Origin of the sequence: Halomonas sp. TG39a, from assembly GCF_000744395.1 — a bacterium.
In the GTDB taxonomy this organism is placed as follows: domain Bacteria; phylum Pseudomonadota; class Gammaproteobacteria; order Pseudomonadales; family Halomonadaceae; genus Vreelandella; species Vreelandella ventosae_B.
The window spans coordinates 3,171,047-3,187,418 of sequence record NZ_JQLV01000001.1 but is presented as its reverse complement, the minus strand read 5'-3'; the positions used below and the strand labels follow the sequence as shown (position 1 = coordinate 3,187,418).

Sequence of the window (16,372 nt, the reverse complement as noted above, 5' to 3'; positions counted from 1 at the left end):
TCAGTCCCCTTGGACATCTGATTTAACAGGAAGAGTCTGGAGGTCATGCCACTGCTGCATCTTTTCGGCATGCTCCATTAGTGAGGTGTACGCTTCGGCGAACTCGGGGCTCTCGGCCATCAGTTCGTTGCGCACGTCATCCCAACCATCGTGTAGGGCAGTGAGAACCTCATCAGGGAATCGGCGGATCTTGACGCCACTCTCTTCTAGTTCGCGCAGTGTCTCGACCTGGGCTGGGATCACCTCATCAGCTTCTTGCTGAATATTGGCCTGACAAGCGGTGCTGATCTGTTCACGCTGTGCGTCGCTGTAGCCGGCCCAGACGTCCTGGTTGATGAGCAGTGCAAGCCAGCCCGCCCCTTGCTGCCAGCCGGGGAAATAGTAATACTCGGCAATCTCGTCCAAGCCCATCGCATTATCAACTTGGGGAATCGAGAACTCGGCGGCATCAACCCGACCACGTTCAAGCGAGAGGTAGACTTCGTTCCCGGGAATCAATTGTGTTGAAGCGCCGAATTTGTTCAGAACCTGTGCGCCCAACCCGGAAATTCGCATCGACAGACCGTTCAGGTCATCGGTGCTGTTGATTTCCTTGTTGAACCAGCCGCCTGGCTCCTGGGGCAGGTATGAGCAAGCCAGGAACTTGACGTTGTAGGGATCCAGCGCCTTCTGTAACAGCTCGCTTCCCTCGCCAGCAGACGTCCAGGAGAACACTGCCTCTGCGGGTGGGCTAAAGGGTAGAGCGCCATAGAGATTGGCAATGGGCAAGTTGCCGGAAAGATAGGCGATGCTGGTCCAGCCGGCGGGGATGGCACCAGACGAGACAGAGTTGAAGATCTCAAACGGAGGTACGAGTTCGCCCGGATCATGGACGGCGAACTCAAACTCACCTGACGACATCATTTTGATTCTTTCAGAGATGTTCTTGGCGCTCTGGCCAAACAGGTTCTGAGTAGAGTAGGCGCTCGCGACATCTAGCCTTTCGCTGGCGTGTGCAGTACCTACTGCTGCCGCCGCTATAGCGGCTGCTAGTGGGATGATGCGTGTGGTTGTTGATAAGTGTCCAAGGGTCTTTGTAGTCATCTCATAGCCTTATTTTATGTTTGAGTATGTTTGTTAGCCTTGAAAGGGTCACAACCGCTGCAACTTAGAGCAAATACTTAATAGGTTTAAAGGCATGCCTTAAAGGTTTGTCTTATTTAGTATTTAGAATGCTCTTACATGAAAAGCTTCCTTTTAGACGGATAAAATCACGATCTCTGTGCTTTGAATGAAAAATTATCGTGTAATGAACTTATAAAATAATACTTTAGTCCTTTATACTAAAGATTTATTTTTCACTGTAATACAAATTCAAGGACGGTTCATTCTTCTGATCCAAGGGGGCTCATAGGTTTTTTCGATTAAATCCTGTGCTGTTATATAGTAGCTTTTATTTGCAGCTGTTTTCGCGCGAGGGCGGAGAGGTTAGATGTGTTGGGAATCTAGCCATCTTGGATTGTTCTGTCATCAACAGTCATGCGGTATTACCATTAGTCCAACTTTGGGGGTGTACGGTTTAAATCATGCTATTGCACTCACAACGTCTCTAGAATACTCCGCGTCTTATCTCCGATCTGGTGTGCCCAAGGTTTGCGGATGCTGTGTGACTAGTTACTTCGTCTGGTTTCCGTTGACAAACACGGTGCTATTGTCAGTTTTCGGTTCGTGTTTCTTACCACCCCATACTCGTTAATGTACTTCCAAGTTCCCGGCGACCGGCCATCGAAAGATAACGACATCTACAGTGTCATTTATTGGTCGCACATTACCCAATGTGAAAAAAGTTGGATTCCCCGTAAGCCTGCGTTTTGAAAATGTGCCTCACCAACGAGTGTGACAATTAAATAACGGCTAAATTTCTGTTTTTTATCGTTATATAGGTATTTTTGCAGTCTTGACTCATTGATCGGTTGGGTATAGGTAACAACCCGATAAGTATTGGAATCAGTGAACCCGAGCAGTAACACTCACCTGCACTGTTATTGCTCTGCGGGTAAAATGATCATGTCGCAAACCACCGTGGCCGTTGAACAAACGCCCTACGCTGAAGCTTCTGCTTTCAAACCAATCTCGCTCGTCATGGGCATTGTCATTGGCTTGGGTGTTTTCTTCCTTTTACCCGAAACGCTAGCCTTCAACGCTCGTCTTGTAGCAGGCATTGCTATGCTGATGGCCACCTGGTGGATGACAGAGGCGATTCCCATTCCTGTCACATCGCTGTTGCCGCTTGTACTGTTCCCTTTTTTCGATATTGCCTCGGTCGGAGCGACCGCCTCGCCCTATGCTCACAGCATTGTCTTTCTAGTATTGGGTGGCGTACTGCTGGGCTTGGCAACGCAGCGCTGGAATTTACATCGTCGCTTCGCGTTACTGACGGTGCTCACCGTGGGTACTAAACCCGCTCAAATTGTCTTCGGTCTGATGTTCGCAAGCTGGTTCATCACCATGTGGGTGAGCAATACAGCAACCGCAGTGATTATGGTGCCAATCGGTGGCTCGATCATTGCGTTAGTGAAGTCGCTAGGCAATGGTGATGATACGCCTAAGTTTTCAGCAGCCGTGCTGCTGGGCATTGCCTATGCCATCACCATCGGCTCTATGGCTACGCTGATCGGTCAGCCACCGATGGCGCTAATGCGCGCCTACATGGAAGACACTCACGGGCTTAGCATCGGCTTTGGTCACTGGATGCTGGTAGGTGTGCCTTTCTCATTCACTATGCTGATGCTGGCTTGGCTAGTCCTGAACAAGCAGGTGTTCCGCTCGGAAGTTGAGAATATTCAGGGAGGACGAGCGATGATAGAGACAGAACTCAAGGGTATGGGCCGACTATCGCCTGAAGAATCACGTGTATTGATGGTCTTTGCTGGGGCAGTGTTCTGCTGGGTATTTTTGCCATTAATCGCGCAAATTCCATTTGTGCAGAATGCGCTGCCTTGGCTCTCCAACATCAACGACACCAGCGTGGCGATTCTCGCGGCAATTCTAATGTTTGTAATTCCTGCTTCTAAAGGAAAAGGGGCGTTGCTAGAGTGGTCGGCCACGCGTGATGTGCCTTGGGGGGTACTAATTCTATTTGGTGGTGGCTTAACACTTTCAGCTCAGTTTACCGCCACTGGTTTGAGTGCCTGGGTTGGCGAGAGTGTTTCGGGACTGTCAGGTCTACCGCCAATTTTGATCCTAGCCATCACTGCTATCGTCATTATCCTATTGACCGAGCTAACCAGCAACACGGCGACGGCGGCTGCCTTCTTCCCCATTATGGGTTCTATTGCCGTGGGGCTGGGTATTGAACCTTTCTTGATGACCATCGTGGTTACCTTTGCCGTGAGTTGCGCCTTTATGTTGCCGGTGGCGACACCTTCTAATGCTGTGGCTTTTGCAACGGGAGATCTTCCCATCAAGAGAATGATTCGTGCAGGTATCTGGCTCAACGTTATCGGCTTACTGGTGATTATGGTCGCGCTCTACACCATTGTACCTCTGGTATTTGATGTCTCTTTCTAAATTGGGTCTACAAACGTCACTGACAGCGATTTCGATTTGACGCTGATAAGTATTCGTTCTATTTTGTTCGCAATACAAATTTATGTTCGCAATAAGAACAAGGAGAGGTTTCCATGTCTCAGCCCTGTATTATTTGTGTCGCCATAACCGGCAGCCTGCCGCGTAAAGAGAACAATCCTGCCGTGCCGATTACGGTTGAAGAGCAGATTGAAAGTACCCAGGCGGCGTTCGAGGCGGGAGCCACTATTGCCCACTGTCATGTGCGCAACGATGACCAAACGCCTTCATCCGATCCGGAGAAGTTTGGTCGCCTAATGGAAGGGCTTAAGAAGCACTGTCCTGGCATGATTATTCAGCTCTCTACCGGAGGGCGCTCGGGTGCAGGAGAAGCCCGGGGCGGGATGCTGCCGCTGAAACCCGATATGGCCAGCCTCTCGGTGGGTTCCAACAACTTCCCCAACCGCGTTTACGAGAATCCGCCGCAACTGGTGGAGTGGCTGGCTGATGAGATGCTCAAGTACGATGTAAAACCTGAAATCGAAGCGTTTGATTTGTCACATATCCACCAAGCGGTGAGCCTTTCCAAGCAAGGCAAGCTAAAGACGCCGCTCTACGTGCAGTTTGTGATGGGGGTTAAAAACGCTATGCCAGCGGACAAGCCGACTTTTGATTTTTATATTGAGACGCTCAAGCGTTTAGCGCCTGATGCGCAGTGGTGTGGCGCTGGCATCGGCGCCAATCAATACCTGCTTAATGAGTGGTCAATTGCTGCAGGTGGTCACACTCGGACGGGGCTTGAGGATAACGTGCGCCTGGACAGCGATACATTGGCACCATCCAACGCGGCACTGGTCGAGCGCACGGTAGCGTTGTGCGAAAAGTACCAGCGCCCTGTGGCTACTTGGCAACAGGCGCGTGAAATACTTGGCTTATAAAATAAATAAAACCAACAATTAATAAGCAGGAGATAAGTAATGACGGATATCACTGTCGTGGGTGATGCGCCTGAGATTGACGAGATTAAGCGTGTAGTGCAGCTATATGTCGATGGCTTTCAAGGCGGTATGGAAAAGCTTAACCAAGCATTTCATCAGGATGCGTGGATTTTTGCACTGGACGCTGACGGGCTACTTGCCGCTGGGCGAGTGAGTGAGCGTTTTGAGCGTTGGGCAGCCAGCTACCGCCCGGTGAAAAGCCGGTTTATCGCCGTAACTCAGGCTGGAGAGGTGGCCTCGGTGCTGCTTGGTTTCGACAACAGTGAGAACCTTGAGGATTCCTGGGTGGATGTCATTGCGTTAATAAAAGCAAAGGGCAGCTGGCAAATCACCAACAAAACTGCGGCCCACAGCACCCGAGCGGCGTGGGCTAAGCCCTAGGTGCAACACAATAAGTGAATCAATGCGGGAAAACGGCAGTGGTAATAACACTGCCGTTTTGGTTTGTGGCGACTTTAGGTTAGATATGCCAGAGCCCCTACTGCCATGGCTTCGATGCCAGTGCGTAGAGTCACGTCGTTTCCTGGGAAATAGTAGGGCGAGTGCGGCATCTCAAGATGGCGCATTTTCTGCGACACGCTCGTCCCTAAGGTTTCCTCCCAGCGCGTGGCAGGGGTGGCTCCAATAAACCAGTAGACGTAAGGAATATCTTCGCCGCTAAAACCGCCTGCTTCGGCATTTCCGAACAGCGGGAAATCCTCGCTGGCGTTAAGGCGTGGCATGGCGAAAAGGTTGGCGCCACCAAAATGCTCAGCGTGAGCTTGGCGAACATGCTCTACCGCCATCGGGTCGTTGTGCAGGGCGATAGTCTCGTTGAGTACTCGGAATTCCGGCAGTTTGGGCGAACGGCCCGCTTCGCATTCTGCGCGGATGATTCGCTCAATAGACGTCACGACTTGGCGATGCAGTGCATCATCAAAGCTACGGATATTAATCTCAAGCTCGGCGGAGTGGGGGATGATATTGGCCTGGGTACCCGCGTGAAGCTTTCCTACGGTGACCACCACGGTTTCTTCCGGTGGCACTTCCCGGGAAACGATACTCTGCAGACGGGTGACCACGTGTGCGGCAATCACCACCGGATCTACTGTTTGGGCTGGCATGGAGCCATGGCCTCCTGCGCCGTGAATAGTCACCGCAAGATTAGTGCAGGCGGCCATGGTGCTGTTGGCGCGGTGGCCAATAGTGCCCGCTAGGGCGGGCATATTATGTTGGCCTAAAATAATATCGGGGCGTGGAAAACGCCCATAAAGGTCGTCATCAAGCATCGCTTTAGCACCGCCAAAAATTTCCTCGGCAGGCTGGCAAATCAGCATCAATGTGCCGGACCATTGCTCTTTCAGTCCCGCCATAACCGCAGCGGCGCCAACAATACAGCTGCTATGTAGGTCATGACCGCAGGCATGCATCAGTGGCACCGTTTCGCCATTTTCAGCCACGGCGGTTTCACTGCTGGCAAATTCTAGGCCTGTTTCTTCCTTGATGGGTAGTGCATCCATGTCACCGCGCAGCATAACCGTGGGACCCTCGCCGTTGCGCAGCAGTGCTACCACGCCAGTGCCGCCGATGTTCCTGTTTACCTCATAGCCGTAACGTTCCAAAGTGTCGGCAAGGCGAGCGCTAGTCTTGTGCTCCTGAAAAGGCAGCTCGGGGGTCTGATGCAATTGACGGTAGAGTGACTGGACAACTTCGAACGCCGCCTCTACCTGAGTGGCGATGCCACTCTTTAAATTCAAACTATCAATTTGGATGTTCATAGAGTTCTCCAGGCGATTACTGGCTGTGGGTGGGTGTTTTTTTAGTAAACATGGGCTTAACGAGCCACTGCCAGGCCGTCACAACGCCCACGTTGAGCAGCATCGCCCAGATGCCAGCGTGCCAGCCAAGTGGTGAACTCCAGGCGAACTCCATCAGCAAGTAGGCCAGGCTGCCGAATAGGGCGCCCGCCATGACGCTAGCGCGGCGTAGGTGTGGCATAAAGAGAGCGCCAATTACCATCGGGAAGAGTTGGACAATTAATCCATAGGCGCCGAGCAGGAGTAGTACCAGCGACGAGGGGTTGGCCAGCGCAAACAGGTAGGCGATCAACGACAAGCCGAGCACGCTCCAGCGTGTTGCGCTGATGACCGCCTTCTCGCTTGCCCCTTTCATCATGGTGGGGCCAACCACATCACGCACCAACACTACGGCAGCGGTATGGGCTAGATTAGCGCCTGTAGACATGGCGGCGGCAAGTGCGCCAGAAAGCATCAAGCCAATCACCCAGGGCGAGAAGTTGGCTACGTCCATCACCATGCGTAGGAGCACTGTATCGGAGCGTTCTAAGGGAGAATCGGAAAAGGTCAATATGCCAGCAAAGCCGATGAACAGTAGCGGCACCAGCAGGTAGGCGTAGAGTGGGTAAAAGACGCTAACCTTGCGCAGCGTCTTACCGCTGTCCGCCGAATAGAACTTCATAAACAGGTGCGGCCACATGGCACCGCCGAAAGCACTTACCAGCACCGCAGTACTGAAATAGCCCCAATTCATACCGGTGGCCCCAGGCATGGTCAGGTATTTAGGCATGGTTAACTGGATCTGGCTGAACATTTCTCCCACGCCGCCGTACAGGCGCTCAGAGATGGAGAGGCCCAGGAACCAAGCGATGACTATCATCATGATCCCTTGGAGTAGGTTGGTCCACCCGATGCCGTTCAGACCACTACAGAAGACGTAGGCGGCGACCACCAGGAAGGCGAGCAATGCTCCCAGCCAGAAGGGAATCAGGCCATCAGTTGCCGCCTGAAAGAGCAGACCGGCACCGGCAATCTGAATCGTGAGGTAAGGCACCAGCGCTAGCACGCCGATTACTCCGGCCAGTATACCCAGCGTTTTGCTTTGGTAGTGATCGGCAATCATGTCGCCTTGGGTGAGATAGCCTCGCTCTCGACCTAGCTTGGCCACTCGCGGCCCCATGGCCCAAATGGTGATGGGTATCAGCGACAGGTAAGCGAGAATATAGAAGGCTGGTGCACCATGCTGGTAGCTCCAGCCCGGCGCTCCCAGGAAGGCAAAGGCGGAAAATATTTCGGCGCCGAGGATGAAGAACAAAATCACCACGCCAACATGGCGCCCACCTGCTACATAGCCCTCTAGGCTTGAATTTTTCTGGCCGCGAGCGCGGAGTCCCACCCACAGCACCAGAGCGAGATAGGTCAGGGTGATGCCGACGACAATGATCGAATCATTCATGGCGACCACCCCCGTGGCGAACCACATAGGCTATCCACATACCGACAAATAGAATCAGCATCCAGAGGATGTACCAGAAAAATAGAAAAGGCAGTCCGAGGACGGTGGGTTCGATACGATTGGCAATCAGGGCGCCGGGCCAGATCATTGCTAGGGTGCACACAGCAAAGTGCAGCCCGGTTAGTAGGTGATAGGTCTTGTTCATAATGTTTCCTGCTCGCCTTGGCGAGTCTTGTTATGGATTGTTCATTCACTATGAAACAAGGATAGAGATACCAAAAATATAGATTTTAGATGCTAGCCATATCCTATAGGCATGGCTAGCCAGTATGGTGGTAATGTTGTTCTGCCCCTGAATGTGAGTTCACGAGCGTATGTGAGGTGATATCACGCTAATGGAATTTCGCCAGCTGGAATATTTTATAGCGGTGGTGGAGACAGGATCTATTTCTGCCGCCAGCCGAAAAGTGCATGTGGCTCAACCGGCATTAACACGACAGATGCGGCTGCTAGAAGACGATGTGGGTACACAGCTTCTGGATCGTCATGCTCGCGGTATTCGCTTGACCTTGGCAGGGCGAACGCTTTTTAGCGAAGCTACCCGGCTGATTGATGACCGTGCAGATATCAAGGCGCGCCTGCTGGCGATGGGCCGTGGCCAAACCGGCAAGCTCAGCCTAGGTGTGACTGTGACGCATTTGTGGGTGCCGGAAGTGGCCAAACTCATGGGTGGCTATCGTGGTCTTTATCCACATGTGGCATTGGATGTCTTTACATTACTTTCCGGCCCGCAGTTGGAGAAGCTGAACCAGGGGGGACTCGATGCAGGTATTATTTATCATGATGACCATACGCCTTCAGGCATTGAAGCCCACCTTTTGCAGCGTGACCATCTGATACTCGCCGTGCCCGCTAACTCATATTGGGCACAATCGCCACCGACACGCCTGGATGAGCTTGCTGAGACAGAGTTTGTATGGGGATATCGTGGGATCTCGCCCGTCTATTATGATCGAATGGTCGCGCATTTTTCTCGACTACACTTTGAACCCCGCGTTGTGCAGTATGGCGCTGATAACATCACCATTCTTAGTATGGTGGCCGCTGGGCTGGGGATATCCATTGTACCGGCCGCCAGTCGTAGCCATCCCATGCCCGGTATCCGTTTTATTGAACTGGAGGAGTTAACTACCTGTGATATGCCGCTATGGCTAGCGTGGCGAGCAGGCAATGTATCTCCTGTGCTCAATAATTTTATTCAAATGGCAATGGAGATATTTGAGTAAAATTAGCAACTCAGACTGAAATAAAAGCAAGCCGCTGCGGTTTCAATGCAACGGCTTGAGTCAATTCTGTCACTAGTGCTAGTGGCGCTAATCCAAGGGAAAGACCCGTACTAGCTCGATTTTTTGAGCGTTTCAGCAAAAATCTCGCCGGAAATGGCCCAGTTTTCCATTTTTACGTCATTGAAAATGACATATACGTATTGCGGGTCGATGTTGCCATGCTGAGCAATCGCATCGGTGACGGCTTTAGCAATAGCAGGTTTGGCTTCGTCACGGCCATCAAACATCTGAATATTTACGACTGGCATGTTGAATCCTCTTGGGGTTGTGAACGGTGTGCTTCATTGAGCTTGCTGCTCAAGGAAGCAGTTTAGCCCTGCCCTAAGGGGTGATAAACATGCTACAAACTGCTTCAGAGTAGCAATAAATTCTACAATCAGCCGAAAACATTCTTATCTGCCAATGAAACCAGTTCATTGATAATAAAGCGAACGCTAGGCAGACGTTGATATGAGCGTGGCCAAATAATATTCAACTCGGTGGGCGGGGGAGCATGCGCCGGGAGGATCGTCACCAGCTTTCCCTGAGCGATAAACGGCCGCAGCAATGCCTCTGGAAACTGAACGATTCCCGCACCTGCCATGCAGGCATCCATCATCGCGTCGCCATCACTTATTTGATGAAAAGGTGAGGGATTAAACCTTACTTCCTGCCCATTATCGTCTTTGACTCGCCAGCTCAACGGTGACCCACCGCGCCAGGCCATCAGGCAGCGGTGTTGACTGAGCGCCTGTAAACTCTGTGGGCATCCATAGCGTTCAAGGTAGCTAGGCGATGCACAAAGCACGAGGTGCTGGTCATTGAGCTTCTTGGCGACCAGGTCGGCGCTGTCCTTCAAGGCACCATAGCGGATGGCGAGATCAAATCCGGCATCCAGCGGGTCAATGATGCGATCATTGAAGGTGAGGGTAAGCTTCAGGTGCGGATAACGCTCGGTCATGCCTAACAAAATTGGCATCATCACAGACCGACCAAAGGCGGCGGGCATATCAATTCGAACTGTGCCGGACGGTTCACTCAACTTTGAGCGTAGCGACGTTTCTGCAGCATGCAGTGTGTCGAGCGCGCTTTGGCAGCTGGCAAAATAGGCCTCACCTTCTGTTGTGAGACTCAATTTACGCGTGGTCCTGTAAAGTAATTTGGTGGCTAAGTGTTGTTCCAGCTTAGAAACACTTTTTCCTAGCGCTGATTTAGAAATGCCCAGCTCATTGGCTGCAGCGGTAAAGCTTCCCGCTTTGGCAACAGCGACAAAATAGACAATGGCACGTGGATTGTCGGAAAAAACCGGACTGCTCATGGTCAGTGATCCTGTTTAGCTAAGCGGACGGCAATGCACCTTACTTAAAAGCGATAGCTGATAAACAATCGTTATTCGCCAAATTCAAAGTCATCCCAGTACGGGGGATCACCGAAATATCCGTCTAAAAAGTCGATAAAACACCTTACCTTACTCGCCAATAATTTGCGGTGCGCATAAACGGCATAAAGACCTAAAGGCGCTGGCTCGCACTCAGGAAGGATCACATTTAGGCTGCCCTCGCCAATCGCCTCGCCGGAAATAAAAGTCGGCTGAATGGCAATACCAGCCCCCTGAATAGCGGCTTTGATCAACACATCGCCATTGTTACTGATTAAGTCTCCCTCTTGATGCCGCCCCGTAGTGGGGAGCCACTCTGTGGCGGGCGATCCCATATCATGCTCCATATAGCTGTAACGCAGATATCGATGTTGCTTAAGTTCACTGGGGCTTGTAGGGGTGCCATAGCGGGCTAAATAGTCAGGCGAGGCGCATATTACCAGTCGCACGGGGGCGATAAATTTCGCGATCAAGGAAGAGCTCTTCAAATGACCAATGCGTAAGGCAATATCAAATCCTTCCTCTACGATATCCACCTTTCTATCGTTCAATTGTAAGTCAATGCTGACGGCCGGATGTGCCTGCTGGAAGTCAGCCAGCAGTGGTGCTAAGTGCAGTGTTGCAAAGGAAACAGGCGCGCTGATCCGCAAACGACCTCGTGCGCCTTCTTGTAAGTCATTGAGCTGACTGTCCATATCGTCGATGTCGTCAAGCACCTGCTGGGCATGCTCAACGTAACGAATGCCCGCTTCTGTGAGATGCACTTTTCGGGTTGTGCGGTTCAATAGGCGCACTCCGAGGCGTTCTTCCAGCTGAGACACATACTTACTGACGAGTTGAGGCGACATCTCAAGTCGTTCAGCCGCCTGAGTGAAGGTTCCTTCGCTAACCACATTGACGAAAGCCCGCATGGCGTCAAGTCGATCCATTCGTTTGCCCTACCTGAGTGAAAAGCTGATTATCAACGCTATGTTGTTAATCATGCAACATATCCGGCCTTATTGTTCCTTCATGGCGAGAGTAAAGTGCGTTCATCAGTAACGCAAAGCTTGTTGAATAAACCCATTCGCTATTCGAGGAACCACTCATGAAAAACCAATTCGCACATACCTTACTTAAGTCTACTGGCGGCTATGCGGCCCTGGCTTTGAGGCTACCGGTCGGCCTGATATTGGCGGCACACGGTGCACAGAAATTATTTGGCTGGTTCGGAGGCTACGGCTTGGAAGGCACCGGGCAATGGATGGCCAGTATCGGGCTTGAACCCGGCTATACGATGGCATTACTGGCAGGCAGCGCCGAGTTTTTGGGAGGGATCGCTTTATTCCTCGGGCTTCTAACGCGTCCCGCGGCGATTGTCTCAGCCTTCACTATGCTAGTCGCCATTTTCAGCGTCCATTTGGGTAATGGCCTGTTTCTGACTAACGATGGCTATGAGTACGCACTTGCTCTTTTTGCTATTACCACCGCGTTAGCGATTCAAGGCGCAGGGCGCTTGTCAATCGATAGCCTGCTGCAGGCACAGTTCTTTCCGGGTCGAAAATAACCCTCAGCATACCGGTCGCCCCGCCACTATTGACGGGGCTTGTTCTGACGGAAGGAGATTACTATGTTGGTTAACGGAACATGGCAGGAAAACTGGCACCCTGTACAGGCCAAAGACGAAGAGGGGCGGTTTATTCGCCAATTATCGTCGTTTCGCCACTGGATCACGCCGGATGGCTCGCCGGGCATTGCAGGCAAGGGTGGCTTCAAAGCAGAAAAAGACCGCTACCATCTCTACGTTGCTTATATCTGCCCCTGGGCTTCCCGCACGCTTATGGCCCGCCAGTTGAAGGGGCTGACGGATCTGATCAGCGTGACGGTCGTTAATCCCCGGTTATCCGATAATGGCTGGCAGTTTGGCGACTATCCCGGTACCGGTGAAGATAGCCTTAACGGTGCTCGTTATCTGCATGAGTTGTATTCTCAAGCCGACCCGACCTATACCGGTCGAGCCACCGTCCCTGTTTTGTGGGACAAGAAAACACGCACCATTGTCAGCAATGAGTCAGCCGATATTCTTCGCATGTTCAACACTGCGTTCGACGCGTTTGGCCAGCAAGGGCCGAATCTATACCCGGCAGAGTTAGCCGACGACATCGATGCGTTGAACGAAGTTATCTATCAAAACCTCAACAACGGTGTCTACCAATCAGGGTTTGCATCATCTCAGCAGGCGTACGAAGAGGCGTATGACAAGGTATTTCTCACCTTGGATGAACTTGAAACGCGCTTATCTGATGGACGCTCTTATCTGTTCGGCGAACGGCTAACGGAAACCGATGTGCGGCTGTTCGTGACCTTGATCAGGTTTGATGCGGCCTACCACGGGCTATTCAAATGCAATCGAAATACACTTCAAGCCATGCCTTATTTGCACGCTTACATGCAACGCATCCATGCGATTAATGGTATCGCCGAGACGGTCAATATCGAACACATTAAAGCCGGGTATTACTCCATCAAAGCGCTGAACCCCAGCGGTATTGTGCCGGTAGGGCCTGCCATCATTTGATTTTAAAAATTAATGAATAGGGCGATGGCCGCGTTTTGTTACCCATAAGTCTTCAGTAACCACGAGGAAACGATGATGAACACCTCACCAGATATTTTATTCCTCTCCCACGGCGGCGGGCCTCTGCCGCTATTGGGCGACCCAGATCATCAGGAGATGGTCGAGTCGCTGAAAGGGATCGCCAACGTCATCAGTAAACCGTCGGCTATTTTAATTATCAGCGCCCACTGGGAAGCGTCTGTCCCCACGATCACGTCAGGAGCCGCCCCGGAACTGATCTACGACTATGCGGGTTTTCCGCCCGAAGCGTACCGAATTCAGTACCCTTGTCAGGGTGAGCCTGAGTTGGCACACCAGGTGAGTCGGGCACTTGAAAACGCCGGTATCCCCGCCCAGCAAGATGCCCAGCGGGGCTTTGACCATGGCGTGTTTGTCCCGCTCAAAATCATGTACCCAGAGGCTGACATTCCCTGTGTACAGCTTTCGTTGGTTAATAACCTTGACGCTGATACGCACCTTGCCATCGGCCAAGCGCTCAAATCTCTGGAGCGCGAGAACCTGCTGGTGATTGGTTCGGGTTTTTCATTCCACAACATGCGGGAATTCTTTAGCCCTATCACGCCAGACAGCCAAGCGAAAAATAAGGCATTTGAAGACTGGCTAGTGACGACGTGCTCCAGCAAGGACATCGATGAAGCAGAGCGTACACGTCGCTTGGCTAACTGGGATAAGGCCCCCCATGCACGCTTCTGTCATCCAAGGGAAGAGCACCTTCTGCCCCTACATGTCTGTTATGGGTTAGCGGGCAGGCCGAGTGATCAACAGTTATCAGCCACCATATTGAACAAGGCCGCCGGCATGTTCTATTGGTCACGGAAGAGTGCCAAGTAAAACGTGCAGAGGGGAGTCGCTGAGAGAGTGATTTATTACTCTGAGAACATCTCAAACATAAGCCCTCTTAACCAGCGATTTCCAGGGTCTTGATGAAAGCGGCGGTGCCAGAAAAGATTAATCGGAATCTCGGGGAATGCCAGCGGGTGCTCACGAACGGCTAGTCCAAATCGCGCTCGTGTCGCCTCAGCCAGCTTGCTGGTAACCGTCACCACTAAGTCGCTACTGCTGACGATATAGGGAACGGCTGCGAAATGTGGAAGTGTTAATCGAACTGGGCGCACAACCCCAGCGTGCGCAAGCTGCTCTTCGATAATGCCGTGCCCGGTGCCCCGGGCAACCACCACCGCGTGATGTGCTGCGCAAAAATCCTCAATACTAAAATTCCCCTCAGCAAGCGGGTGATCTTCGCGCATCAGGCAAACGTAGCGCTGTACAAACAGTCGTTGCTGGTAAAAACCTGCCCCAAGTTGTGGGATCAGGCCAACCGCCAGGTCAATCTCTCCCTCCTCCATCTCGTGTTTCAGGTCGTTATGGTGGCTGCGCAAGGTGTTGAGTGAGACGCCTGGTGCATGTTGAGAGAGGTGCTGTAGCAGGCGCGGAAGGAATACTATTTCACCGATATCGGTCATGTTGATATGAAAGGTGCGATCACTCATAGCGGGGTTGAAATTGTCACATAGGTTCAGCGTGTCGTTCATTCGCGCCAACGCATCCGCAATGCCGGGGTGAAGTCGGCTGGCACGGGGCGTAGGTTGCAGCCCTTGTGACGTGCGCTCGAAAAGTTCGTCCCCCAGCAAGTGTCGTAACCGTTTCAGTGCATGGCTCACCGCCGGTTGGGTGATACCCAAGCGCAGAGCGACCCGCTGCGTATTTTGCTCTTGATACAACAAGTCAAAGACGACCAGCAGATTAAGGTCAATATTGGCAAGTTTCTCCATCACCTCGCGCCTCGCCACGTATCCAACAATAGTTGAATGCGGCAATCGGAGAGGTTTTTAACTGATTGATTCATATTGTTATTAGCGCCGTTTATAGTCTGAATGAAAGAGGCTGTGTGGTGGCTGTTGACGCTCGCGAATAGCGTTAGGGGGAGAGCATGACGCTCAACATACAACGATAAGCCCCAGAGCAGAGTGAAATCATGGTAGCTAACAATACAGTAGCAAATACACAGCAAAAACGTCTTTCGATTGGCATCGTCGGTGGTGGTATCGGTGGTGTGGCTTTCGCCGTCGCGTTATCTCGCGATAGCCAACTCGATATCCAGCTTTTCGAAGCTGCTCCTCAGTTCTCTGAAATTGGTGCTGGGGTCTCCTTTGGCCCTAATGCGGTAAAGGCTATTCAACGGCTGGGCTTGGAAGACTCCTATCAACGTATAGCCGACTCTTCGCCCGCTCCCTTTGAAGATGTTTGGTTTGAATGGCGGCGTGGCAGTGATGATGCTTACTTGACCGCCAGCTTAGCGCCAGGTGTCGGTCAATCCTCGGTACACCGTGCCGATTTTCTGGACGCCATTGTCGCCAATCTACCGGAGGGCCTCGCTCACTTTGGCAAGCGCTGTGTCGAAGTTAAGCAAGATGCCGATAGCGCCACAGCCTACTTTGATGATGGCACACATTTTACCGGCGATGTGATCATTGGTTTCGATGGAATTAAGTCCGCGGTGCGCCGCCATGTCTTACCTCCAGAGCAGTACGGCGAGATTACCCCGTTTTGGAGTGGCACTTACGCCTACCGCGGCATGATCCCCACCGATGAGTTAGAGGCCGCTTTAGAGGCTAAAGGTAGCGAGAAGCGCCTAGCACTTGTGCCCCAAATGTATCTCGGTAAAGACCGGCACATCCTGACTTTCCCCGTTAAGCAGTCGCAACTGATCAATGTTGTCGCTTTTATTACTGACCGCTCTACACCGAACCCTAAACTTGCCGAAGGTGAAGAGTGGGTACAAGCCACCAGCCAGAAGGAAATGCTGGAGGTTTTCGAGGGGTGGAGTCCAGCCTGCCAAGCAATCCTTGAATGTATTCCTGAGCCAACGCGTTGGGCGCTGCATGAGTTACCCGAACTCACCCACTACCATCGTGACCGTGTGCTGATTGTTGGCGACGCCGCCCATGCATTGGTGCCGCACCAGGGGGCGGGAGCGGGGCAGGCGCTTGAAGATGCCTACGTGCTGGCAAGCCTCCTCACGGATGAACATTGTGATCGCCACACAGTGAGCGATTTCTTAGCCGCTTTTGAGCAAGTACGTCACGCCCGCACCTGCAGGGTTCAACAAACGTCCCATGAGGCTGGGGATGTCTATGAATATGCCGGTGAGAATATCGGCGACGATGAGGCCAAGCTGATTGAAAACCTGGAAAACCGCTTCGATTGGCTTTGGAACCACGATCCGCACGACGATGTGATTGCCGCTCGGAAGCTGCGAGTTACATTGAATTAATAC

15 protein-coding genes and 1 pseudogene are annotated in these 16,372 nt (G+C 52.2%); 8 read left to right on the top strand and 8 right to left on the bottom strand.

Features of this window, described 5'->3' with window-relative positions:
- Complete coding sequence (locus tag U738_RS14240) at positions 1-1,083, bottom strand: TRAP transporter substrate-binding protein (protein ID WP_051912780.1); 1,083 nt, start codon at positions 1,081-1,083, stop codon at positions 1-3.
- A gap of 963 nt (positions 1,084-2,046) precedes the next feature.
- Here U738_RS14240 and U738_RS14235 point away from each other — a divergent pair.
- From U738_RS14235 to U738_RS14225, 3 genes are all read left to right on the top strand, one after another.
- Positions 2,047-3,549 (top strand): SLC13 family permease, encoded by a 1,503-nt coding sequence (locus U738_RS14235; RefSeq protein ID WP_200882490.1) that lies wholly within the window; start codon positions 2,047-2,049, stop codon positions 3,547-3,549.
- Positions 3,550-3,662: 113 nt separating this feature from the next.
- Positions 3,663-4,484, top strand: a complete 822-nt coding sequence (locus U738_RS14230) for a 3-keto-5-aminohexanoate cleavage protein (RefSeq protein ID WP_035565041.1) — start codon at positions 3,663-3,665, stop codon at positions 4,482-4,484.
- A 39-nt stretch (positions 4,485-4,523) separates the two neighbouring features.
- On the top strand, positions 4,524-4,925 hold the full coding sequence (locus tag U738_RS14225; RefSeq protein ID WP_035581648.1) for a nuclear transport factor 2 family protein: 402 nt from the start codon (positions 4,524-4,526) through the stop codon (positions 4,923-4,925).
- A gap of 74 nt (positions 4,926-4,999) precedes the next feature.
- On the opposite strand, the gene U738_RS14220 is transcribed toward U738_RS14225, so the two are convergent.
- From U738_RS14220 to U738_RS14210, 3 genes are read right to left on the bottom strand one after another with little or no spacing between them, the layout of a single operon-like run.
- Positions 5,000-6,301 carry an amidohydrolase gene (locus U738_RS14220; protein ID WP_035581646.1) on the bottom strand — a complete coding sequence of 434 codons (1,302 nt, stop codon included), beginning with the start codon at positions 6,299-6,301 and terminating at the stop codon, positions 5,000-5,002.
- A gap of 16 nt (positions 6,302-6,317) precedes the next feature.
- On the bottom strand, positions 6,318-7,775 hold the full coding sequence (locus tag U738_RS14215; RefSeq protein WP_035581642.1) for a sodium:solute symporter family protein: 1,458 nt from the start codon (positions 7,773-7,775) through the stop codon (positions 6,318-6,320).
- Positions 7,768-7,980, bottom strand: a complete 213-nt coding sequence (locus U738_RS14210; protein WP_035581639.1) for a DUF3311 domain-containing protein — start codon at positions 7,978-7,980, stop codon at positions 7,768-7,770. Before U738_RS14210 ends, U738_RS14215 begins: the two co-directional genes overlap by 8 nt.
- 190 nt (positions 7,981-8,170) lie before the next feature.
- On the opposite strand from U738_RS14210, the gene U738_RS14205 reads away from it, so the two are divergent.
- Positions 8,171-9,061, top strand: a complete 891-nt coding sequence (locus U738_RS14205; RefSeq protein WP_035581636.1) for a LysR family transcriptional regulator — start codon at positions 8,171-8,173, stop codon at positions 9,059-9,061.
- Between the two features lie 110 nt (positions 9,062-9,171).
- On the opposite strand, the pseudogene U738_RS14200 reads toward U738_RS14205, so the two are convergent.
- The 3 genes and pseudogenes from U738_RS14200 to U738_RS14190 all read right to left on the bottom strand — a co-directional run.
- Positions 9,172-9,372: pseudogene (locus U738_RS14200) on the bottom strand (tautomerase family protein); the annotation flags it as partial.
- Positions 9,373-9,497: 125 nt separating this feature from the next.
- Complete coding sequence (locus U738_RS14195) at positions 9,498-10,418, bottom strand: LysR family transcriptional regulator (RefSeq protein ID WP_035581631.1); 921 nt, start codon at positions 10,416-10,418, stop codon at positions 9,498-9,500.
- Between the two features lie 71 nt (positions 10,419-10,489).
- The gene (locus U738_RS14190; protein WP_035581629.1) at positions 10,490-11,407 is read right to left on the bottom strand and encodes a LysR family transcriptional regulator; all 918 of its coding nucleotides are present in this window, start codon (positions 11,405-11,407) and stop codon (positions 10,490-10,492) included.
- Positions 11,408-11,565: 158 nt separating this feature from the next.
- Between U738_RS14190 and U738_RS14185 the strand changes: the two genes are divergently transcribed.
- The 3 genes from U738_RS14185 to U738_RS14175 all read left to right on the top strand — a co-directional run bounded on the left by U738_RS14185 (position 11,566) and on the right by U738_RS14175 (position 13,926).
- The gene (locus U738_RS14185; RefSeq protein ID WP_035581626.1) at positions 11,566-12,024 is read left to right on the top strand and encodes a DoxX family protein; all 459 of its coding nucleotides are present in this window, start codon (positions 11,566-11,568) and stop codon (positions 12,022-12,024) included.
- Between the two features lie 63 nt (positions 12,025-12,087).
- Positions 12,088-13,035 carry a glutathione S-transferase family protein gene (locus U738_RS14180; protein ID WP_081899109.1) on the top strand — a complete coding sequence of 316 codons (948 nt, stop codon included), beginning with the start codon at positions 12,088-12,090 and terminating at the stop codon, positions 13,033-13,035.
- A 75-nt stretch (positions 13,036-13,110) separates the two neighbouring features.
- Positions 13,111-13,926: a DODA-type extradiol aromatic ring-opening family dioxygenase gene (locus U738_RS14175; protein WP_035581621.1), complete on the top strand. Its 816-nt coding sequence runs from the start codon at positions 13,111-13,113 to the stop codon at positions 13,924-13,926.
- A gap of 35 nt (positions 13,927-13,961) precedes the next feature.
- Here the strand turns inward: U738_RS14175 and U738_RS14170 are convergent, their stop codons facing one another.
- Complete coding sequence (locus U738_RS14170; protein WP_035581618.1) at positions 13,962-14,867, bottom strand: LysR family transcriptional regulator; 906 nt, start codon at positions 14,865-14,867, stop codon at positions 13,962-13,964.
- Positions 14,868-15,070: 203 nt separating this feature from the next.
- Here U738_RS14170 and salA point away from each other — a divergent pair, with 203 nt between their 5' ends.
- Positions 15,071-16,369, top strand: a complete 1,299-nt coding sequence (salA, locus tag U738_RS14165) for a salicylate 1-monooxygenase (RefSeq protein WP_035581615.1) — start codon at positions 15,071-15,073, stop codon at positions 16,367-16,369.
- Positions 16,370-16,372 lie beyond the last annotated feature (3 nt).